At 44.8% G+C, this 22456-nt stretch carries 19 protein-coding genes; 8 read left to right on the forward strand and 11 right to left on the reverse strand.

Features of this window, described 5'->3' with window-relative positions:
* Nucleotides 1-460 precede the first annotated feature (460 nt).
* The 3 genes from ygjK to AACR11_RS24685 all read right to left on the reverse strand — a co-directional run bounded on the left by ygjK (nt 461) and on the right by AACR11_RS24685 (nt 6034).
* Nucleotides 461-3151, reverse strand: a complete 2691-nt coding sequence (gene ygjK / locus AACR11_RS24675) for an alpha-glucosidase (RefSeq protein ID WP_009695975.1) — start codon at nt 3149-3151, stop codon at nt 461-463.
* 525 nt (nt 3152-3676) lie between these two features.
* Nucleotides 3677-4444, reverse strand: a complete 768-nt coding sequence (locus AACR11_RS24680; protein WP_005447325.1) for a hypothetical protein — start codon at nt 4442-4444, stop codon at nt 3677-3679.
* Nucleotides 4445-4900: 456 nt separating this feature from the next.
* Nucleotides 4901-6034: an MBL fold metallo-hydrolase gene (locus AACR11_RS24685; protein WP_079325171.1), complete on the reverse strand. Its 1134-nt coding sequence runs from the start codon at nt 6032-6034 to the stop codon at nt 4901-4903.
* A gap of 157 nt (nt 6035-6191) precedes the next feature.
* On the opposite strand from AACR11_RS24685, the gene AACR11_RS24690 reads away from it, so the two are divergent.
* Nucleotides 6192-6437, forward strand: coding sequence for a Rho-binding antiterminator (locus AACR11_RS24690; RefSeq protein ID WP_009695972.1), 246 nt, complete (start codon nt 6192-6194; stop codon nt 6435-6437).
* Nucleotides 6438-6532: 95 nt separating this feature from the next.
* Here AACR11_RS24690 and AACR11_RS24695 read toward each other — a convergent pair whose 3' ends face one another.
* The 5 genes from AACR11_RS24695 to ompW form a co-directional block, all read right to left on the reverse strand.
* Nucleotides 6533-8020, reverse strand: a complete 1488-nt coding sequence (locus AACR11_RS24695) for an MDR family MFS transporter (RefSeq protein WP_009695971.1) — start codon at nt 8018-8020, stop codon at nt 6533-6535.
* Complete coding sequence (locus AACR11_RS24700) at nt 8017-9042, reverse strand: HlyD family secretion protein (RefSeq protein WP_079325173.1); 1026 nt, start codon at nt 9040-9042, stop codon at nt 8017-8019. The genes AACR11_RS24695 and AACR11_RS24700 overlap by 4 nt, the downstream gene beginning before the upstream one ends.
* Before the next feature lie 258 nt (nt 9043-9300).
* A complete protein-coding gene (locus AACR11_RS24705; protein ID WP_223295774.1) occupies nt 9301-11901 on the reverse strand; it encodes a TRAP transporter permease in 2601 nt (866 codons plus the stop codon).
* 77 nt (nt 11902-11978) lie between these two features.
* Nucleotides 11979-12950 carry a TAXI family TRAP transporter solute-binding subunit gene (locus AACR11_RS24710; protein ID WP_079325177.1) on the reverse strand — a complete coding sequence of 324 codons (972 nt, stop codon included), beginning with the start codon at nt 12948-12950 and terminating at the stop codon, nt 11979-11981.
* A gap of 455 nt (nt 12951-13405) precedes the next feature.
* Nucleotides 13406-14050, reverse strand: coding sequence for an outer membrane protein OmpW (gene ompW / locus AACR11_RS24715; RefSeq protein ID WP_005447312.1), 645 nt, complete (start codon nt 14048-14050; stop codon nt 13406-13408).
* A gap of 506 nt (nt 14051-14556) precedes the next feature.
* On the opposite strand from ompW, the gene AACR11_RS24720 reads away from it, so the two are divergent.
* The 4 genes from AACR11_RS24720 (at nt 14557) to AACR11_RS24735 (ending at nt 17479) form a co-directional block, all read left to right on the forward strand.
* Nucleotides 14557-15207 carry a Qnr family pentapeptide repeat protein gene (locus tag AACR11_RS24720; protein WP_050932267.1) on the forward strand — a complete coding sequence of 217 codons (651 nt, stop codon included), beginning with the start codon at nt 14557-14559 and terminating at the stop codon, nt 15205-15207.
* Nucleotides 15208-15215: 8 nt separating this feature from the next.
* The gene (locus tag AACR11_RS24725) at nt 15216-15527 is read left to right on the forward strand and encodes a cupin domain-containing protein (RefSeq protein WP_005447308.1); all 312 of its coding nucleotides are present in this window, start codon (nt 15216-15218) and stop codon (nt 15525-15527) included.
* Between the two features lie 331 nt (nt 15528-15858).
* Complete coding sequence (locus AACR11_RS24730) at nt 15859-16644, forward strand: EAL domain-containing protein (RefSeq protein ID WP_017818362.1); 786 nt, start codon at nt 15859-15861, stop codon at nt 16642-16644.
* A gap of 265 nt (nt 16645-16909) precedes the next feature.
* The gene (locus AACR11_RS24735) at nt 16910-17479 is read left to right on the forward strand and encodes a helix-turn-helix transcriptional regulator (protein WP_237358009.1); all 570 of its coding nucleotides are present in this window, start codon (nt 16910-16912) and stop codon (nt 17477-17479) included.
* Between the two features lie 240 nt (nt 17480-17719).
* Here AACR11_RS24735 and AACR11_RS24740 read toward each other — a convergent pair whose 3' ends face one another.
* Complete coding sequence (locus tag AACR11_RS24740) at nt 17720-18466, reverse strand: hypothetical protein (RefSeq protein WP_079325179.1); 747 nt, start codon at nt 18464-18466, stop codon at nt 17720-17722.
* A gap of 187 nt (nt 18467-18653) precedes the next feature.
* Here AACR11_RS24740 and AACR11_RS24745 point away from each other — a divergent pair, with 187 nt between their 5' ends.
* Nucleotides 18654-18983 carry a DMT family transporter gene (locus tag AACR11_RS24745; RefSeq protein WP_029788755.1) on the forward strand — a complete coding sequence of 110 codons (330 nt, stop codon included), beginning with the start codon at nt 18654-18656 and terminating at the stop codon, nt 18981-18983.
* Nucleotides 18984-18999: 16 nt separating this feature from the next.
* Nucleotides 19000-19629 carry an HAD-IB family hydrolase gene (locus AACR11_RS24750; RefSeq protein ID WP_029788754.1) on the forward strand — a complete coding sequence of 210 codons (630 nt, stop codon included), beginning with the start codon at nt 19000-19002 and terminating at the stop codon, nt 19627-19629.
* Between the two features lie 56 nt (nt 19630-19685).
* On the opposite strand, the gene AACR11_RS24755 is transcribed toward AACR11_RS24750, so the two are convergent.
* Together AACR11_RS24755 and AACR11_RS24760 are read right to left on the reverse strand one after the other, a co-directional pair.
* Nucleotides 19686-20864, reverse strand: coding sequence for a lytic polysaccharide monooxygenase (locus AACR11_RS24755; protein WP_029788753.1), 1179 nt, complete (start codon nt 20862-20864; stop codon nt 19686-19688).
* Between the two features lie 215 nt (nt 20865-21079).
* The gene (locus tag AACR11_RS24760; protein ID WP_009695964.1) at nt 21080-21520 is read right to left on the reverse strand and encodes an Lrp/AsnC family transcriptional regulator; all 441 of its coding nucleotides are present in this window, start codon (nt 21518-21520) and stop codon (nt 21080-21082) included.
* A 147-nt stretch (nt 21521-21667) separates the two neighbouring features.
* Here AACR11_RS24760 and AACR11_RS24765 point away from each other — a divergent pair, with 147 nt between their 5' ends.
* The gene (locus AACR11_RS24765; RefSeq protein ID WP_009702356.1) at nt 21668-22252 is read left to right on the forward strand and encodes a LysE family translocator; all 585 of its coding nucleotides are present in this window, start codon (nt 21668-21670) and stop codon (nt 22250-22252) included.
* Nucleotides 22253-22456 lie beyond the last annotated feature (204 nt).

Raw genomic sequence — 22456 nt, forward strand, 5'->3', positions numbered from 1 at the left:
AGGTATTTATCAATACGCTCTTCAAGGTGAGGAAAATTCAGGCGGCAGAGTAGAGTGTTGGAATGATTTTGGCTCGGAGCGGCTGAACAGCGGCGAGATTTGGGGTTACTCTAATGCTTTTGCATGAATGTAAATGACCTCACTAATACTTGCAGCATATGCATTGTTACAGCATGGTTAAACGATCATTTTATAAATGTTATCTATTGCAAATCGACAGAATGAAATGCGGACAACTAACTTACCAATATTTAAAGAAAAATCTCTCTGTAGCGCAATTTCTATGGCAAACAACTTTTCAAAAACAGCGGAAAATTAGTGTTTTAGCTCTACAAAAACCGGACAGCTTTCACTGTCCGGTTTGATCTTATTGAGCCTAATTTGAAGGGGTTAAGCGGTTGTAGATGCTAGGGGGGTCATCTACAACGCTTAATGCTTTACGTTGTCAGGGGCGCAAAACTTATTTGCCCACAAAACCGTTGTACAACATGTAGAGGTGGGCAGCACTCCATGAGAAGTTATTTGCACCTTGTACTGCACCAGTTTCTGGGTTGTAGTTTTCCTGAATTGGCGTTGCTTCCGTTAGACCTTGAGCGTTCTTGAATAACTTATCGACCATTTGACGAGCTTCCACGCCGTAGCCGTAGTTGTCCATACCACGAACACCGAAGTAGAACTGATCGAGCCACACACGACCACGCCAGTAAATGTCTGGACCGTAAGCTGGGTTATCCATTGATGCGGTACCTAACGGGATCTTCGGCGAGTTAAACTTGCTGGTATCAAGCATGTTCTTCACCACTTTATCAGCATGCTCTTGTGTCGCCGCGTTGTTGAACAATGGTGACCAACCTTCAGGACCCATGCCGCGTTTGACTAGAGCTGGACCCGCACATTGGTTACTCAAACCTCCAGGTACCACTTCGATATCGTAGTAGAATCCTGTCGCTTCATCGAACATACAACGGTTGATGTACTCTTTGGTGTCATCCGCTTTCGCTTTAAACTCAGCAGCTTTCTCCGCTTTACCCAGAACCTCTGCAATTTGCGATAGGTACAGGTTATCTGAGTACCAGTAAGAGGCTTGGTCTACCGACTCTTGCATGAGCGAGTAACCTGACAACTTGTTCTCGTCATTGGTGTTCTCGTTGAACTTCACTTCCCAGTCTTTCTTCGCCTGAGCCAGTTTGTCCATGTTCGCAGCTGAAGTATCGCGGTAAGTGATCTCCGAGCCTTGTGCACCCATCACCATATCGTACGTGTTGTCGAAACCATTGGTGTTGTGAGCGTAGCGACCCATTTGGTCAATCACTTCTGCTTCTTCTTGCGTTGGTAGATCAGACTTACCTTGCAAGTCATCGATGGTATCGATAAAACCAAACACACCCGCGTTATCGCGCCCTGATTCCCAACCAGCAGCCACTTTTGCCGGAATGCTCATCGCCGTGTAATCACCAGAAGTCAGCAACTCATTGTATTTTTCGATGCCAGTCTCTTTGATCCACTTGTCACCATTTGCTTCGTCTTTGTACTGGAATTTCATGTCGTCTACAGACGCATCTGGTCCCCAAGATCCATCATTCACGTCATCTTCAAATACGGTATGAATTGGGTCTTTCGCTGCACCGTATTCCGGAATGCCGTTCTTGTTGGTATCGCGAGCACGTAACCACCAATCGTGGAATGCAACGAGCTTCGGATACATCTCTTCTAACCACTGTTTCGCTTCTTCCGGACGATTATGTTCGTCTTTTAGTGCGGTATACACTTCCCATACTGCCCATGCCGCAAGAGATGGTTTGGTGTTACGTTCGTTCCAGTTCAAACCGTCTGTTGCCAGTGGGAAGACTTTTTTGTATTCCGCAGACATACCTTGCCAACGTTCAGCCGGTAAGTTGTATGTCACCACATCAAGCAAGTAGCCTTCATCCCATGGACGCACAGGGTCGTCAGACTTAACTTGGTATTGGAATACCGTGCGAATGTTTTCCATCGCAACGTCTGGGTTGAAATGAGACATCGCGTACGCTTGTTTCCACGTATCCCACGGCCAAGTCATGTTGCCAGAGAAGTACGGCGCGGTAACAGAAGGCGTTACGGTGTCGTGGTCAATCGCGCCAGCAGCACCACGCCAGTTCGCACTGAGCGTTTCCATCGCTTTTACTGCAACGAATTCATGCTCTTTAGAAGCCGCGTCATTCGTTAGACCTTTTTCTAGGTATTCTTCCCAGCGCATTGCCGATTTGTGCATGTAACCGTTCGGGTCTGCCATCACATCGTCCAATTTAGCAAACTCAGAAGCTTGCTCTTTGGTGTTTTGCACGTGAGTGTAAGCCGTGTACAGTGTGATTTCTTCGCCGTTACCTAAAGACGCGGTTTGTACAAAACCTTTTTTGTCATCACTGATGGTTGAGGTTTCTGGCTTGATAGAGCGTGTCACTTCGAATTTCGAATCACCCGAAGTCAGTAGAGACCATGAGTCACGAACTGCACCAAAAGATACTTCTACACCGTTATCGGTGGCTGTGATAGCACGAGAATAGGTAGGGTAAGCTTCTTCAACGCTGCGAACTGTGCTGTCATCGTTCTTGTATAGCTGACCATCATCCGCGCGATAATCTTGCATTAACTCGCCATCCCATTCGCCTTGAATAGCCAGTTTATTTGGGTTTTTGATTGTCGTTTTCACCAAAGAAGTACGGTCGGTGACAAAGCGCATTTCCAGCTTCGCTTCGACGCCATCGTCACCCGTGTATGTTTGGATCAGCGCGCCTGGCTGTGAGTATGCTTCTGTCAGCTTAAGCGGCATCGGTTTACCATCAACCGTTAACGCCAAACGGTCGAAACGCGCCGCCATGAATGACACATACTCTTCGGTTAGCAACGCGGTACCACCTAACGTGATCTCACCACCTTTGGTGTCTAGCGTGTGACCATGCCACGAACCGTTATCAAACATAGGAATGTAGCGAAGGTGACCACCATGCAAATCGCGCAGTGCCACTGGCACACCTGCACGGTTGATGGTGTTATGGAATTCAGCCGCTTTCAATGGCGCATCCACGTTAGAGTCATTATCACTACTGTTGCATCCACTTAGTGTTAGAGCAACCCCGACAGCAATCGCACATAAAGAAGTCTTAAAGTGCATGTTATATCCCTCATTTATTGGCTTTTGCTCCTGATCAGGCGAAAAAAGGTCGAGACATGCCCTGCCGAGTTTCGATGATGAAGATTCAGCCTTATTTATTTCACTTTTGGATTTGAGAAGAGATCGGTTAATTTGTCTCTTCTTCGTTTGACCTATTTAAATATACCCAAGTGACTTCAAGATGCAGGATTCAGAGCGTTGTCATTGATTCGAGTTCAAGGAAAACAACACCGCGTAATAGCCAGCTCTTTCCAAGTTGTTTGACGCAGAAATCGAGGCAATGACACGCTCCCGAAGGGCGAGTTGTCTTGGCTTGTATACTTTGTTGCCGATTCTTGATTTAGAGTGACTAGATCTTTAAATCGTCGCCGCGTCTACAAACCAAGTCATTCTCGCTGAACCTAGCATCTCGAGGTTACTTGGGTATAACAGGTCATTAATTTTGGATAATAGTGGGTCTTTGATGCATTCATTATCAAACACATCCACTTAATATAAATTCTTTATTTTATGATTAAATAGTCACTATTTTTCATTCGCCATTGAGATGGCTTTTAATAATTCACCGTCAATATTCGGAATCGTATCCGAAAGGAATATCTGATTGCCCGGAGTGTAAGTCATCAAGACGTTTCGGAGTCGCTTACTGCCTTCACCGCTCTTGTTTTGCACATCAAATTCTATCAGTTTGTTGTACACCTCGTTCGCCAGTTTCTCTTCCTGTTCTTCAGTGATAGCAATGCGTCCCATGCAAATCGGTGGTCTCACATCATGGCTAAACACTTCATCTCGAAAGCGCTTAGCAAACAAAGTATCGAGCTTAGAACCTTCTTCGAAAATAAAGCGACCTTGGTCTTTAAAACGGTATTGGTCATCACCTTTTAGCTCGATGTAATCCATCATTTCCAACGCGCGGAAATAAAGCGTGATCGAGGTATGGGTCAATTGGTATTTGCTCGCAATATCTTGCGGAGACCATTCCTTCCGACGTAATAAATACAAAAAATCAAATAGGTACGGATACTGGTGAAATATTTCACTGTTAGTGTCGGTGATAAATTGCTCGTTTTCTTGTTGCAGCTGTTTACCACGCATGGACAATTCGACTAAGTCGGTATCTAAATGAGTGGCATACGAGAGTATTTTATCCAACCCTAAAGACGTGTTATGCAACTGCCTTTTAATCGTTGATAGAGGAATTCCCATTCCAATAGAGAGGTCAGAATAACAAATACCCTTCTCTTTAATTTTTTCTCGCAAAGCAGCAAGTAAATACGTTGCAGAATTATTCATCGAACAATGCCTATTTTATTTTTGTCAGCATCCCTGATGATATATTCAAGAAATCCCTACTCTTGTGATGTCGGTTCCAAATATTTCCAGCAATTTCTATCTATTAAATATGTTTCAATGATGAGACTTTTTACCAAGCATTAACCGATCAATTTTTACCCACCAAGATTAAGCTTTAACCAGTTATTGCAAGCCTTATCAGTATGCGATGAGTATAATTGTTTTGATGCGTAAAATTAAGTTCACCTAGTTTTTTAGTAAAAGTTTTCTTTTTAAAGATTGAATTTTTAGGTGGTGAGTATCAAAAAGTTGCACTTAGAAAATTAGTCACGTGAGAGATCACAGAAAAACGGTGACTTGCTGGTAATTTATTGATTCGATGACCAGTAAAAAGCTTGTTATAAGGACCAAGAAAGTTGGTTAAATTGGTAGGGATATTATTGAAGCGTCGTCATATTATACCCTTATTTTTCTAGCTTGCTCACATAATTTTTCCACCTGCCACCATGCGTTGTTTTTATATTGTTGCGCGACATAAAAACTCTCGCCTGCCATAGGGGTAAGTAACTCAATGTGATCCACTTGGCAATGTGCTATCAAATCGTCAATCGGCTCATCCCATTTATGAGTAAACAACTCATACGTTGCCCAGTGTACTGGCAACAGCTTCTTTGCTTGCAGATCTTTAAAAGCTTGCACTGTGTGATGGGCTTGCATGTGCCCCCAATTCTCTACCGGATAACCTTGATTGCCTTTCACATCTGCCGCGACTTCCAGACAAGCAATGTCTATCGGTCCGCAGCGCTGAGCGATTTGTACAAAGTGATTGTCGTAAGCAGTGTCCCCGCTGAAATAAAGCGTCTCTTGTTGTCCTTTCACCACCCAAGACGCCCACAAAGTGGCATTCTTATCCAGATAAGTTCTACCTGAATTATGGTTAGCGGGCGTGCAAATCAACTCGACGTTGGCGTACTGAACGCTCTCCCACCAATCGAATTCCACTACGTTGTCCGGTCTAACGCCCCAACGAATCAAATGCTTACCGACACCTAGTGGCACGTAAAATGTTACAGATCTATCAGAGTAATAACGTATAGTCGACGCTTCGAGGTGATCGTAATGATCATGAGAGATCAGGATGACATCGGGAGTCGGCAAGCTGTCGCGAACTGATGTATTGGGAATATTGCGCTCAAACCACGCCTTCGCAATCAACGGCGACGCGTAGTCGAACACAGGGTCAGTCAGGATGCGCACACCATCGGTCTCAATCATCAAAGTGGAATGCCCCAGCCAAGTGACTCGCATCGCTTGTTGTCGCTCTAAAAACCGCGTGGGCTCTATCGCTGAATAAGGCAGTTGCTTATCAGGACTGAGCGGCGAACGCCCGCCCATGTAAGCCCAACACACTTGCCAAAATGACTGAGGGCTTGGCACGTTTGGCATCTTATCTTTGACGCGTCCATTTTCAAATTGAGCTGAGTGGTTGATGCGATGCGCCAACTGCGCGTAGTAAGTATGAGGAGTAATCAGTGATTGCGTTGCGCGCTCACGAGCCAAGTACGTGTTTTTAAGTGTCGTTTCAGACATGTCCTATCTACGTCTTGTTCACTAAACTATGGTTTTAGTTAAGCCTGCTTGTGTGTCTTTTTCATGACCAAAATAGGGCGTAAGATGAAGATTAGGTTTCAGAGAAGGATTCCTGTTCTTAGTCGGTCTTGATAAAGAACAGCAAAGGAGAAAAATTATGGTGACCTGCAGCCAATACGATTTTATTGAAATCGCCTGTATGTTTAAGCTACCCGTAGAAATTACGCTCAAGAACGGTGAGAAGCACCAAGGTAGCGCGTTCGATACTGGTTATGATATGGAACGCCAAGAATGCTTATTTTTGGATATTGAAGGTGAACGCATTTCGTTTCCAACCGAACAGTTAGTCGCGATGAAAGCACTCAAAGACAATCCGCATTTCAGTGAAGTCACCTTCGGTTGATTGTCCGATATCAACTCCTAAGCCCCTAAGAGTCAGATGTAAAAAAGCGCCCTTAACTGGCTGAGTTAAGGGCGCTTTAGTTTATGTTTAGAGGTTTACTTTGAACGGATAAATACCAGCATCGGCATCATGATCACGAACATCACTCCGACCAACTGGAAGGTGTGCACAAACGCGACCATTTGCGATTGCTGATGGAGCATGCTTTGGTACTGCTCCAATGCAGCAGGATCAGTAATCGACAATCCTTGCTTAGCAGCCCAATCATGCAACACAGGATTGTAAGGATTGAAACCTTCACCCAAAGCGTGCCATTGCTGTTGTCCATCACGGTACTGATATGTGGTAGCGATGGAAATACCAAATGAGCTACCAATGGTTCGGAACAAGTTAAAAATACTCGCCCCTGCTACTGACTGTTCTTTTGGTAGCGTCATGTAAGCCAGCGTCGACAAAGTCGAGAAAGTCAAACCTAAGCCCATACCTTGAATCATACTTGGCATCACGATCCAGAAAGTGTCAATTTCTGTCGAGTATAGGGTCATAAAATAACTGCCAATTCCAATACAGGTTAAACCGAATACAATCTTCAACCTTGGATCAAATTGCGGGTTGATGATGATGACCAAAATTAACATACAGGCGGACGCTAACCCTCGTGGTGCCATCAACATACCTGTGGTCGATACTGGATAGTTCAACAAGCTCTCAAGCAGCATAGGCTGTTGAGTGGTCAAGCCAAACATCGCCATCGAAACGACCGCTATCATCAAAGACGAGACCATGAGGTTTCTGTCTTTGAGGAGCCACAGCGGCGCTATTGGACTCTTAGTCTTCCAGCTGCGGTAGATCCACATGACTAAGCCCATTATCGCTAGCAGTGCAGCGGTTTGAATGATGCGTGAGTTAAACCAGTCTTCATCGTTCCCTTTATCGAGCACGAACTGCAACGCACCAACACCGAGCGCCATATAGCCAATGATCCACCAGTCGAAGTTTGGTTTCGACTTGTTGCTGATGTGGATGTAGCGATAGATCAGCGCGGTACACACCAAGCCAAATGGTAAGTTAACGTAGAAAATCCAACGCCAGTTGATGTTATCGGTAATCACACCGCCCACCACCGGACCTAAGATAGGACCTAGCAAGATACCGATAGAGAAGATCGCCATCGCCTTGCCTTTTTGCTCAGAAGGGTAAATCTGAACCAATGTGGATTGCGCCAATGGAATAACCGAAGCACCAAACGCACCTTGAATGATACGAAATACCACCATCTCTTCGAGCGAGCTGGCTTGTCCACAGAAGGCACTCGCAATGACAAAACCAATCACCGCCACCAGCATGACTTTGCGTTCACCAAAGCGCGATACCCAAAAACTGGTCATCGGAATGAAGATCGCTTCTGCCATGCTGTAGCCAGTCAGCACCCAAGTGATTTGGTCTGCCGTTGCGCCTAGTGCGCCCATCATGTGCGAAAGCGACACGTTGGCAACGGTCATATCTATCAGCACCATGATGGCAGAAAGCATCACGGCGACGGTGGCGATACCCCGTTTATCTGCCGTAATTTCGTTACTCATTGTGCGTTACTTTTTAGATCAACAGTGACTTCAGAACTCGCACCCACACGCAACTGTGGCGCACCTTCAGGTACCTCTAAAGTTAAACGCACAGGGAAGCGTTGTTTGATTTTTACCCAGTTTCCGGTTGCGTTTTCTGGTGGCATCAGTGAGAAAGAGGTACCACTTGCAGGCGATAACTGCTCCACTTTTGCATCCCAAACCACGTCTGGGTACATGTCGATCACGACTTCAGCGTGCATACCTGCTTTGATGTAAGTTAAGTCAGTCTCTTTGAAATTCGCGCGCACCCAGTAGCTGTCTTTGATGATCACAGGGAATAGTGTTTGACCGATGCTTACTACCGAACCCGTATGAGTGTTGATTTCACCTGCAATGCCATCGACTGGAGAAGTGATGTCGGTGTAGCTCAGGTTCAATTCAGCTTGTGCAAGTTGCGCTGCTGCTTGTTGAACAACCGCCGCTTCTGCACCTTCTTCACCACGGTTTGCGATTGCTTTTTCAACTGTTGCTCGCGCTTGCTCTAGACCAGCTTGCGCGTTAGCGAGTTTGTTTTTCGCCGTATCAAGGTCTTGGTCAGACGCTAACTTACGTTTCACAAGAGAATCGGTACGTTTGTACTCCACTTGCGCTTCAGTCAAGTTAGAACGCGCCGCATCCAAACCAGCCACGGCTTCGGTCACTTGTTTGTCTGCCACATCGTGTTGTTGAACGGCCAACTGATAAGCGGCTTTCGCTTGTTTCACTGCCAATAAGTAAGGGCGAGAATCAATCTTAAGCAGTAAGTCACCTTTGTTGATGACTTGGAAATCTTTCGCTTCTACTGATACCACCTGACCCTGAACCTGTGGAGCGACAGATAGGATTTTAGCTCTTACATACGCATCTTCCGTACTCGGGTGACTATCGGAATATTGCCAAGACCAGTACATCGCACCAAAGGCGATTGCACAAACGAGTAGGAAAAGGATTTTGGTCATTTTAGATTTCGAAGAGGATTTCTTCGCGATATCGTCGCTCATTTATATTGTCCAAGTGTTCAATTATGTGATCAGTGTAGGATTTTTCCGCTTTCGAACAACAAGATGATCTGAAAGGTTAAGATCCGATTTTGAGCGTTGATCATTTGTTCAAATGATGCGCAAAGTAATCAAACATAAAGTATAGAATGCGCTAATAATTTCGCGACATTGAAAATAGAAATGATGAATATTTCAGACAGAAAAAAGCCCCGTCAGTCTTGGCTCCAACGGGGCTGTTAGGTTATTTTTCTTTAACTATCAACATGCTGTGTCGTTCTGTATTGCCACACGTCGACGTTGTAGCCAAATCACAACACCAAACAAGAACATTGCTGGAATCCACATCCACTCTTTGCGATAACGCTCAACTGGCACACGCACATCGACAATCTGTTGGTCGAACTGCAATCCTGCCGCCTCTGCTGGGCTAGCAAAACTAACGATATCAATCAGAGTTTGTTCATCTTGCTGATAAGTCGCTATGCCAAGTGCGTCCAGCTTATCTTGTCCGGTTTCCCCTTCAGGAACCGAAAGCAGCACCGAGAATTCACGCATCTTACCTACCGCATCTTCACCGCTGATTCGCATTCTGAGTACACCACCCTCTTCAAGCGATTCAAGCGTTTGTGCCAGTTGGGCAGGATTGCTCGATTGGTACGGATCCACCACCATGTCGATCCAGAACCCTGGACGGAACAAGGTAAATGCTACGAGCAACAACAACACGCCTTCGTACCAACGATTACGAGTCAGGAACCAACCTTGCGTCGCAGCAGCGAATATCAACATCGCAATAGTAGAGATAACAAAGATGGCGATACCGTGCGCCCAATCCACGTCAATCAACAACAAATCCGTATTGAAGATAAACAAGAACGGCAAAGCCGCGGTTCTTAAACTGTAGTAAAACGCGGTTAAGCCCGTCTTGATCGGATCGCCTTTCGACACCGCAGCTGCAGCAAAAGACGCCAGACCTACTGGCGGTGTTACGTCCGCCATGATGCCGAAGTAGAACACGAACAAGTGCACCGCAATCAACGGCACTATCAAGCCGTGTTGTTGACCCAGCGTAACGATAACAGGCGCCAACAAGCTCGATACCACGATGTAGTTCGCCGTCGTTGGCAAGCCCATGCCTAGAATCAGGCTCAATACCGCCGTGAGCATCAGCATTAACAGCAAGTTACCCATAGACAGCATCTCAACCAAATCAGCCAATACTAAGCCAACCCCCGTTTGCGATACCGCACCAACAATTACGCCTGCGGTGGCGGTCGCGATGCCAATGCCGATCATATTGCGCGCACCAGCAATCAAGCCTTCACGCAAGTCGATACAGCCGTCTTTGAAGTTGCCATAATCGTGTTTGCCATCTTTACGCATCCAACTCAACAGAGGACGCTGAGTCAAAACGATCACCACCAGAATCACACTACCCCAAAAAGCAGACAACCCCGGAGACAAACGCTCGACCATCAAACACCACACCAAAACCACCACAGGCAGTAGGTAATGCAAGCCAGAGAGTAAGACTGCGCGCGTATTTGGTAACTGTTCTAGTGGAGCATCTGGATCTTCTTCTGGTAGCGGCTCATTACTTGCGGCGACTTTTAGCAGTGCCAAGTAAACCGTAGCCAGAATTAACGCCATCCCAGGTAATACAAAGTCACCCAATACTGGCTTCAACCATCCTAAACCGTAGTAGACTGCCATCGACAATCCAGAAATCAACGCCGCGCCAAATGCAAATCCCGTGAGTCTCGCTAGCCAAGGTTTTGAGCGTGCGGCATCAATTGGCTGCATGCCCAACTTGAGCGCTTCTAGATGGACAATATAAAGCAGTGCGATGTAAGAAATTGCGGCAGGTAAGAAGGCATGTTTGATGATCTCAACATAAGGAATGCCGACGTATTCCACCATCAAAAACGCTGCGGCTCCCATAACAGGAGGCATGATTTGCCCGTTCACCGATGATGCCACTTCGACTGCTCCCGCTTTCTCAGGAGAGAAGCCAACTTTGCGCATCATAGGAATAGTGAACGTCCCCGTGGTTACCACGTTGGCGATCGACGATCCCGAAATCAAACCCGTTAAGCCCGAAGCAACGACGGCTGCTTTTGCAGGACCACCACGCAGGTGCCCCAACATGCTAAATGCCAATTGAATGAAGTAGTGCCCTGCTCCAGCGCGTTCCAATAACGCACCAAACAGAACAAACAAGAAGACAAAGCTGGTCGATACGCCAAGCGCAATACCAAACACACCCTCCGTGGTGATCCACTGGTGGTTAGCCAGCGCATCCAACTGAACACCGCGATGGGACAATAAACCCGGCATATACGGACCAGCTAAGCTGTAGCCGATAAACACCAACGCAATCACCGGCAAAGCAGGACCAAGCACTCGACGCGCGGCTTCTAAAAGCAAAGGCAAGCCGATCAATGCGGTAATAAAGTCTTCAGTGGTTAAGCTGCCCGGACGTTGTGCTAGTGCTTCGTACATAACAAATAAGTACAGCGAAGAGGCACAAGCAATCAAACCCAACATGATGTCGAAGACAGGAACACGATCGCGTGGAGAACGCTTAAAAGCAGGGAAAACGAGGAAGGCAAGCAACAGGGCAAAACCAAGGTGAATGGCGCGCGTTTCGGTGTCGTTCATCACACCGAAACCGACAATAAATGGGAGCGGAGACGCTATCCAAAGTTGAAACAAAGACCACAGTAACGCCAAACCCGCAATCAGCTTTTCCATGATTCCGATTGGCAGGCGAGCACCCACATCTTGGGCAATCAGTTCTTCTGCCGACAGCTCATTCGGATGCATGTCAGCATGGGACGTGGAGATCGTCTTATCCATAATTTTCTCACAAACAACAGAGAAGCAAGCGCTGAGAATCCATCGCAGCGCTTGCTAAAAATCGAAGGTGTTAAGAGTTACAACCAGCCGCGCTCTTTGTAGTAGCGAACCGCACCTTCATGCAGTGGCGCAGACAGACCCACCTCAATCATTTCTGATTCTTTCAGGTCTTTAAATGCTGGGTGCAGGCGTTTGAAGCGGTCTAGGTTATCGAACACAGATTTCGTCAGTTGATACACTAACTCAGGGTCCGTCTCTGCTGTGGTTGAAAGTACCGCTTTACCGCCGATAGATTGAGTATCGTTCGGGTTGCCACGGTACATTCCGCCCGGAATAGTTGCTTTGGTGAAGTACGCACGCTCAGCAAGTAGCTTGTCGATTTCAGGACCAGTCACTGGTACTAGCACAGCATCGGTGGTGGTTGATGCTTCCTGAATCTCGCCGTTTGGGTGACCGACGAAGTAGCTCATCGCATCGATGTTATTGTCACTCATTGCGGAAGCTTGTTCTGCTGGCTTCAGATCCGATACCAAACTGAACACATCTTGCGACCAGTCTTTTGCTTGCATCACTTGTTCAAACGTATCGCGTTGACCAGAACCAGGGTTACCGATGTTGACGCGCTTGCCTTTCAAATCGTCGAAACTGGTGATGCCCGCGTCTTTGCGCGCAAGAATCGTGAACACTTCACTTTGTAGGGAGAAAACGGCACGAATATCCGTCATTGGTTGGTTATTTTGGAAAGGAGCCACGCCTTCTAAGGCTTTGTATTGATGGTCTGACTGCATGATACCGAAGTTGTATTCACCACTGCGCAAACCATTTACGTTTGCCACGCCACCCCCACTGGCCGGAGCATTACACTTAATGCTGTGGTCTGCTGCGCCACGGTTTACGAAACGACAGATCGACTGTCCAGCAACGTAATAAACGCCCGTTTGACCACCGGTGCCGATAGTAATAAATTTCTCTGCCGCACTTATTTTCTCACTGTATGAGAACAGCGAGACTGCCGAAGCAAATACTGCAATGAGTGTGGTTCCTTTCATTTTAGGTTCTTCCTGTCTATCGATTGAAAAATAAAGACATTTTTCTCAGCTAAAGACAGCAAAACCGGAAAATACTCGTGTGAAAATTTCGCACTTCATGAGTGATTTTCCTTAGTCAGCCAGTCCTTAGCTTCATTTTGTAATTTTTATTTCAGCGTTCGATTAATAATTAACCGAACACTTCCAATCGAATTTATCAGAACAATTTCAAAACCTAGCTATGGTAATTTTGCGCTTTTCTCAGCAACCGAGAATTAACAGAAAATTCATCTTTTTGGTCACGTGTTTACAAATACCAAAGTAGTGCACCACTATCGTAGTCATATGGGGAGAGAGAAGAGGTATAGGGAAGGCAAAGAAAACCAGAAAGAATAGATAAAAAAGAGGGGCAATCCCCGCAACTGCCCCTAAAAGTCATGCCAATAATCTTATTGTTCTTTTGCTACTGCTTTTTCTTAGAACTTGTAACCACCGCTGATCATGAATACCCAAGGGTTGATCTTTACGTCAGTCTTTTGTGCTGCGCCATTAAATTTATAAGTCGCTTCAGTCTCGATATTTGCATACCAAGCGGATGCGTTTAGGAACCAGCTTTCATTGATCATGTAATCGACACCTACATTGGCAGCCAGGCCAAATGAGTCATCCAATTTTAGATCAGTAAGACCTACATCTTTGGCTTTACCGTTAAAGCCCTCATCAAAGAACATGGTGTAGTTTAAACCCGCACCTACGTATGGGCGGAACTTGCTTTGCGAATCACCAAAGTAGTATTGCAGCATCACTGTTGGTGGTAGGTGTTTAGTATCTGCGATATCACCAAGACCAAGAAGATCAGTCGAGATATCGTGACTAAATGGTGTTGCCGCTAGAATCTCCAGGCTGATGTTGTCAGTAAACATGTAACCAAACGTCAAACCCAGTTGAGTGTTTGAATCTACTTTTAACTCTTCTTGAGAACCTAGGATCTTGTCACTGCTGTCGTTTGGTACAACCGATGCCGCACCAACACGTAGAATGAAGTCACCTTCACTGTGAGCAAAAACACTTGGAGACACTAACGCAGCAACCACTGCTAAACTGCAGATTGTTTTTTTCATTGTTATTTCCTTTTGTAGGGCTTTGTTTCTTTTGTACTCCGCTATGCTCTTCCTTTTCGGACGGTTCTGTTATCAATCCAAAACCTTGAAGCACGCGAGTATCACTATTTTCTTGAGCTGCGCGCAAAATAGCATATAGAAACCCTACTATTTTGATGGAAATCAATTTGTGAAAAATATAGCTTTTCCGTATACAAAAACGCCAATTTGATCAACAAATTATGCAAATCGGATACAATTCTGTAATGCAAACTGTGCGTGTGAGAAGAGTACGTCGCAGTTCTCATTTCAATTCTTCTGTAAGCCTCTGTGCTCAACAAAACTTTTTTCTCGATATGCTCGGATTATTTTTACAAAACATCGACTTTAAACAGCCCGTTTGACCGCTTAAATTGGCGATTTTCGGGGTCTGTAAACCACTGAAATACAAAAAGTTATATTTCTGGAAAATCAGTTACTTAGAGTGATAGTCTGCATCTAACCAAGTAAGGAAAAGATAAAAAGCCATGATTAAGACCGATCTCACTTTCCAACAGGAAGACTTTTCGCATCACGATTTGCAAAACACCACTTTTCAAAATTGCCGCTTTTATCAATGCAACTTTGACCACGCCGATCTCAGTGATGTGAAGTTTATTGATTGCCGCTTTATCCAACCAAGCGACATTGAAGGCTGTACCTTTCGCTATGCCAAACTTAAAGATGCCAGTTTTAGCAACTGCATGTTAGCGATGTCTCAGTTTAATGGCGCAGACTGCGTCGGCATTGAGTTACGTAAATGCGATTTGAAGGGTGCAAACTTTCAAAGTGCTAATTTCGCTAATCGCGTCAGCAATACTGTGTTCTTTTGTATCGCCTACATTACGGGTTGCAACTTGGCTTACACTAATTTTGAGCGCGCACTGCTAGAGAAATGCGATCTATTTGAGAACCGATGGAATGGTGCCAACTTGATGGGTGCAAGCTTTAAAGGTGCGGATCTATCACGTGGAGAATTCAGCCCTGAACAATGGGGCAGCTTTAATATAGAAGAAAGCGACCTGACCCATGTTGATTTAGAGGGTTTGGACATCCGCCGCGTCTCTTTATACGGTGTTAAGATTTGCGACTGGCAACAAGAACAATTGCTCTCGCCATTTGGCCTGATCGTTATTTAGGAAACATTATGAACCTTTTAAAAGACCTACCTTGTGATTTGAGTGAAGAGGTATTTGAAGATTTACTCACACACAGACAGCTCCGAATCGAGCGTATTGTATCGAAGGGGCAAACGACGCCAGAAGGCGAATGGTACGATCAAGAAGACCATGAGTGGGTATTGGTGCTAAAAGGCGTAGGCGAACTGACTTATGAGGACGGCACGAAGAAGCGTTTGGAAGCGGGCGATCACGTCAACATTCCAGCGCACACGAAGCATCGAGTAAGTTGGACCGACCCAGAGCAAGAGACAATATGGCTAGCGATCTTCTATCAATGAGATAGTTCACCGCCTATTCCCTCCCTTTAAAACTTTCGTTAAAAGCTCACTTATTGACACTTTTATCACTTCAAGCAATTGGCTTTATTATTTAATAATAAAGCCAACCATTAAAATCCGCATAAAAAACCATGCCCATTAAGAGTTAGATGAAAATATTAGTATTATATATATTAGTGGGTAATTAGATTTCACTGACGCTATAGAGATGGCGTCATAATTCTGACAAAATATCTTAAAAAGATATTATTGGGATCTTTAAAATAATTTCTTTGACGTGATTCTGTCATCTAGTATTTTATAAAAACGTTTGCCTAAGGAATAAAAACAGATGACTATAAAAATAGAAGAAATATCAATTGACAATAATATTGTTAGTGTTTTCTGGAATAATCAAAATTTTGTCAGCCTTGAGTTCAAGCTTCAGCCAATCGTAGATCCAAAGAACTATAAGATTCACGGTTATGAAGTGCTGTCTCATTTAGTTAATTCAAGTGGGGAGAGGTTGAATAGCGAGGAGTTTTTTGAATATATCAACGATGAGTTCATAAAAAAGATTTTTCTATGTCAAATCAGATTCTTAAATGAAAATTTATCTCAGTTTAACCTAAATATATCACTCAACCTACCTCTTAGTTGTTTACTTGATTCATCCTTCGTTGATGAAGTCATAGAAAATACTGAAAATCCCATCATCATCGAAGTGACGAAGATAGAAAGTATTAAAGAGGTCAACGCTGCCAAAAGAAACATCGTTAAGCTCAAAAAACAAGGACACCAATTCTGGTTGGACGACTATCATCATGATGAGAAGCTCAAAACCTCTGCGTTGCAATGCATTGATTGGGATGCAATAAAACTCGATAAGAGTTACTTGCTATACCAAGATGGCTTGACCATGATCGGAATGCTGATTCCTTTACTTAAATTCCATAGCAAGAAGATCATTGTAGAAGGTGTAGAAACATCCTCTCAACGAGTCGCATTTCTTCATCCTGAGGTCTTTCATCAAGGTTACAACTATTATTACCCGCTCTCACTCTCTGAAACTCTCGATTTATTGAACTTTAGAGAGATAAAGGAAACACCTCGATTCGAAACAGTTTTGTCCGCGTAGACTTGTTTATATTCCTATGAAAAAAGTTACATTTAAAGCGCTCAAATATCAAAGTCCACAGTTATTAATAGAAGCATACGTCTCTCGGCATTTATTAGTCAGAGTGTCCAATGCGATAGGCTTTGTTAGTGTGAGTGGTCGAATGATACAGATTAAAGGAAGGGACATTATTTATGTTCCCGCGCACTCTAAATGTTGGGTCTCACTTAGACCAATCAATAAGGAAAAAGAAATAGAAGTTGAACGCTTCACTTACACAGAAGAAATGCTAAGAGTCATTGTAGATAATTATTACTTCTTCGATTTTGGAACGGGAGATGATCAAGAGAAGTTATTTAATACAAATGACTACTTCGACTCTTCGATTGAATATTGTTTATCTGACGTTTCGTCATGTATGGTTCACTCAATCAGCGTCTTCGCACTTACGTCTTTTTTAAGCAGTTGTAGTGAGTTCGATAAAGCGAACATTTTATCGTCTGTAAAGCTCATAAATAAGATGACTAACTGTATTCAAGCAGACACTGAGTACCCATGGACGTTGGAGAATGTTTCGATAAAAACAGGGATCAGCAAGAGTTACTTATTAACTGAGCTCAAAAACTCGAACATTACCTTTACCCAGTTAACCAATAATATCAGGTTAAAAAAGTCAGTTTCGCTCATTATGTCAGGTATGTCGATCAAGCAAGCAGCGATCAAAAGTGGGTTTGGGTGCCCTAATTACTTTAGTCGGGTGTTTAAGAGACGTTATGGGGTTCAACCGAGTCGACTGATCAAGTCGTCCGGTTTTGTTGATACTGATGGTTTGGACTTCATCAAAGCCAAGCTGTAATCACCCAACGTCATCTATTGCGTCCAAGACCACACTTTTATTCCCCCTTCTAGAAGCGAAAATCGCAGTTAATTGGCGCTGTTAGTCACAAGAAAAACGGGGGGAAGAAATATCTCTTCCCCCCAATGCGCAAAGGGTCTTGGTAAAGCGCAAATAGAATTGAAGTCATGACCTCCGAGCCAGTCTCCCAACCGTTACTCAGAAATGAACCTAGTCACCACTTCAATATTCAATAAATCGTTATTGGATAGAGAGTGTGTTTTGTTTGCGATTATATTCGAAGCGATGGCTTTGCTTAGCGTGGTCTTTTACTTCCAGACCTTCCATCGTACTTGTGCCCTTCTCAAGTCGAACTTGATCACCGTTCAACTCGACAATCAGCTTTTCGTAATGACTGCTTTGGTTTGCGTCTTCATATTGCAGTCGCACTGTGTAAGTGCCTTTACTCTCGTCATATTCTGCCTGATAGCCTTCATTGAATGCTTCAATACTGATGCCTTCAGGATAGACCACCATGGTGATACGTGTTGGTTTTTCACTGAACTTGTAGGTAGAGACACCAAAGCGTGTTTCAATGATTTCTTGTTCATAATAGAAGTGCGCAATTTCCTCTGGTGTACTCACCATTACCATATCAGGCGAAAGACGCATGAGATGGTATTTCCAGAATGAAGAGGTTTTGCTGTCACCGACATTGGGCACTAGCGCTTGCAGCTCTTCTAAAGTGCTCACGTTAAACTCCCACAGCAAACCCAAAGAAAGTCTGTCTAGGGTATAGGTGACTTTGCGCGATAAGTTTTCTGCTTCAAAACCAAGTAAATCATCGCTGATTGCATCAGTAATAGAGTGATGGAGCAAATCGATCCCATCCACTTGATAGCTTGCTCTAGGGTCTTTGAACTTGGGAATTGAATCCGTTGACATCCCTTCACCGCCACACCCACTCAATGCCAATATCACCGCAGTCGCCGCTATCGCTTTATGCATCAATACACGCTCCTCTCTAAAGACGGCGGCAGTGTAACGACTACAACCAAGACTTGGTGTAAGCGTATGTAAGACGCCACTATTATTACATTTAAGTAAAAGTTATTTGATTTTTTTCAGGATTATCATTTTATTCGACATCAATATACTAAGCGCACTCCACAACAACTGAAGACGAATGATAACAATGAGCTGGTTTTTCTTACTTTTAGGCGTGGGCGCAGAAGCCCTTTCACATGTTGCACTTAAAGCGACTGACGGTTTTAGCAAGCCACTGCCAGCAACACTAGTTTTACTGGGTCACTTGGCAGCATTTGTCTGCTTAGCACAAGCAATGAAAGGCGGTATGCCTGTGGGTATCGTTCACGCACTTTGGGCTGGCTTAGCTATCGTATCTGTTACCTTAATTTCTCAACTAGTGTATCGCCAGCATATGGATGCCAGCCTTTGGATTGGTATGGCACTTATCGCTGCAGGCGTGATGGTGATAAACTTCTCCCACGGACACGCACATTAACCCTTAAGGCAGTAGATTGTCAGATTCTCGAAAGCCCGCTTTAGCACTGTTTGATTTTGATGGCACCATCACCGATGAGGACATGTTTAGCCTGTTCCTTTACTACTCGGTGACGGGTCCACGCAAGTGGCTAGGCAACATTATCATCTTGCCATTTTATGCGATGTACAAAGCTGGGTTCCTCCCTGCTAGACGAATGCGTCCAATCGCCAGTTTTGTTGCCTTTGCAGGGCGACAAACCGACGAAGTGAAAACACTAGGAGCACGGTTTGCTCAAGAGATCATCGTGCAACACATCCGCCCTGAAGCCAAAACACGATTAGATTGGCATCATGCTCAAGGGGATACGATCGTAGTCGTTTCTGCGTCACTTAACGCCTACTTAAAACCTTGGTGCGACACTCAAGGTTACCACTTGCTGTGCAGTGAACTCCTTGGGAACAGCAAACGCATTAGCGGACTCTATCACAGTAAAGACTGCAGTTTGGAAAGGAAAGTCGAACGCGTTCAAGCAAAGTTCGACGTTAGTCAATATCAAGCCATCTACGCGTATGGCGATACACATGAAGACATCCCCATGCTCAAATTGGCAAAGCATGCCACGATGAATTGGCAACCTTGGTCTGCTAGTCGTTCCGACAGTTAAAAACAAGAAACCCTTCTTAATCGAGAAGGGTTTTATTTATTTGGGAAGAAAGAATGCTAGCGCCAAACGCCCCATTCACCTGTTGTTCCAGGTTCTTCGCCACGAGTCCACCATTGTGCGGTCCACTCACGACCATTGTGCGTTACGACATCGCCTTGGTTGTACACCGTGTCTTTGCTCCAAAGATTGGTTGGCTCGACTGGTGGTTGAGTATCGCCTTTAATCAACGATAATGCGTAACTAAAATTGGCACTCGGAGCCAATACTTGGTTCGCATAAACATTGTTCGTATCGAACATGTAGTGATTCATCGCTTCATGCCAAATACCTACATACCAATCACCGGTTTGCTGTGAGTTAAATTGATCTGCCAGTTCTGCTGCCCATGTCGTCGTGTTATTGGCATTAATAGGGAGTGAAAGGTCGACGATCTCAGTACCTGTTTCATTAAACGTACGAAAGCGCACGGTATCACCCGCCTCGACAGGACCAAACCCTTGTGGAACAAAATAGCCAAGTGACGTGAGGTTATTACCCGGCTCGGTGGGATCGACAGGGTCAGTCGGTGGTGTGGTGCCATTACCGTTCAACGTAATATCACTACAGTTGTAGAAACCTTCACCCGCTACATCAATACGCTGCCAGCGAGTGTAAAGGATCGCATCACCCGAACGATCAGCAGGGAAGGTCACTTGCATGCGGTAGCGTTTTTCTGCATCAACATAAACGTCACCAGCCGTATCGATCAGTTCTAAATCGTCCCAAGTAAGAGGTTGCGTGTCGTCATAAGTTGGCTTGGAAAGGTAGAACTCCCAATAAGAAGGGTTATGTGGAGCTTTGCCATAGAACACCAATTCAATTTGGTTGTTGGCGTCTGGGGTGACATTGGTACGCTGCCAATTTGGCGATGGAATGTTTAGACCTTTTTTCGCCGCATCGCCCGCAGAACACAGCTCTCCATCACGAACGATTGCTTGTACATGTGCCATATCACGATAATTTGGTACGTTAGCCGCCACTTCACTGCGCTGAACAAATGGGTATGCCCCCGACTCGTCATAAGCAGCCTGACACGCTTGGTTTGGAATTTCATTGGTCCAAAAGCCACCGTCTAAATAACAGGTATTTTGACGTGCGCTTGGAAACTCGACCCAGCCGTGGGCATTAACATTAAATGAGCTTAACGCTGCAATCGCGCCAAAGCTAACTAGGGGAAGGGTTACGTATGATTTCATCATTCATCCTTAAATTTTCTATCACGCTGCTCGCGAACCAAGCAACGACGTAGAAAAACTAGCAGGATGCGATTATTTAGAAGGTGAGAATAAATGCTGGAATTGTCAGATTGTAGCCTGCTTTCCAGCATTTTATGTGGACTGCAGTCATACTCGACTCACTCTTTCGAGTCACTTCAAATTGATGTGCTACAACACAATGTTCCCTATAGCGGTTATCGTTCATCTTTTGGTGTGTCCATCACCACCATGGTCGTGATTGCTTTGACATGTTCGCATTCACCAAGCACGTCTGCATGAAACGCTTTGTATGCCGCAAGGTCTTGAGTTTCGACACGCAACAAATATTCATTTGCCCCTGTGATGTTATGGCATTCCACTACCTCATCAACAAAACGTACATGATCTTCAAAACCGAGCTGCGCTTGCTTTGAGTGCGACGCTAAACCTATCGACACATAAGCGACAAAACCAACGCCCATTTGCTGATTGTCCAACACTGCGCGATAGCCTTTGATAGTCCCTTTGCGTTCGAGGTCTTGTACGCGGCGCAAAGTAGCAGACGGCGACAATCCAACGCGCTCAGACAGCTCTACATTGGAGATTCTTCCGTCCGATTTCAGTGCTTGCAATATTCTTTCGTCAAATCTATCCATAATGTTCTTTTGTTGTTTAAGCGAAGCATTTTCATCAAATAAAAGCACAAAATTGATGACACTTCTACCTATCATTGTGTTTGACCGGTCAGAAAACGTAACCCCTTGCCCATCACTTTGTGGCAAACATATTTGTAGGAACACACTATGGAATACTCTCAACTTGGTGCACTCGCGCTGTTTGCGTTTGTCTCGACCTTCACTCCGGGTCCAAACAACATCATGCTCATGACATCTGGCGCCAATGTCGGCTTTAAACGCACTATCCCCCATATGCTGGGGATTACCCTCGGCTTTGGCGCAATGCTGATCTTAGTTGGCATTGGCTTGATGAGCTTGTTCCATGCTTACCCGATCACACATAGCATTCTTAAGGTATTGAGTCTGACTTACTTGCTGTACCTAACATATAAAATTGCCACCAGCAGTAAAACGGAAGTCAACGATGATTACCGCCCAATGAGCTTTTTAGGTGCAGTAGCATTTCAATGGGTCAACCCGAAAGGTTGGTCAATGGCATTAACCGCAATCACGGTATACAGCAGTGGTGGCTCTTGGCTAGAACTGGCATTCATCGCGGGTATTTTTTGCCTCGCGAATCTGCCTTCCGTGACCTTTTGGACCGCTGCTGGTATCCAGCTTCAGCGCTGGCTTACTACCTCCAAACGAGTGAAAGGATTCAACTATGGCATGGCAGCACTTTTGCTTTTGTCGACTATCCCAATGATATAAATGACAAAACAGAGAAAGATAAGTGTGACTTATGCCAAATTTCGACTAGTCCCTTGTTCGGTAAGTACAAAAAATCGCCACTTCCAAGGATGGATTGGGTCATAGTAGCAACAGCAGTGACAAGAATATTAAAAAGCCTCAAACATAAGCCATATCGATATATTCGATTTTGGCTTTTCTTTCACTGCTTTGTCGCTTTTGTTC

This window comes from Vibrio sp. L85, assembly GCF_963871815.1.
GTDB lineage: Bacteria > Pseudomonadota > Gammaproteobacteria > Enterobacterales > Vibrionaceae > Vibrio > Vibrio harveyi.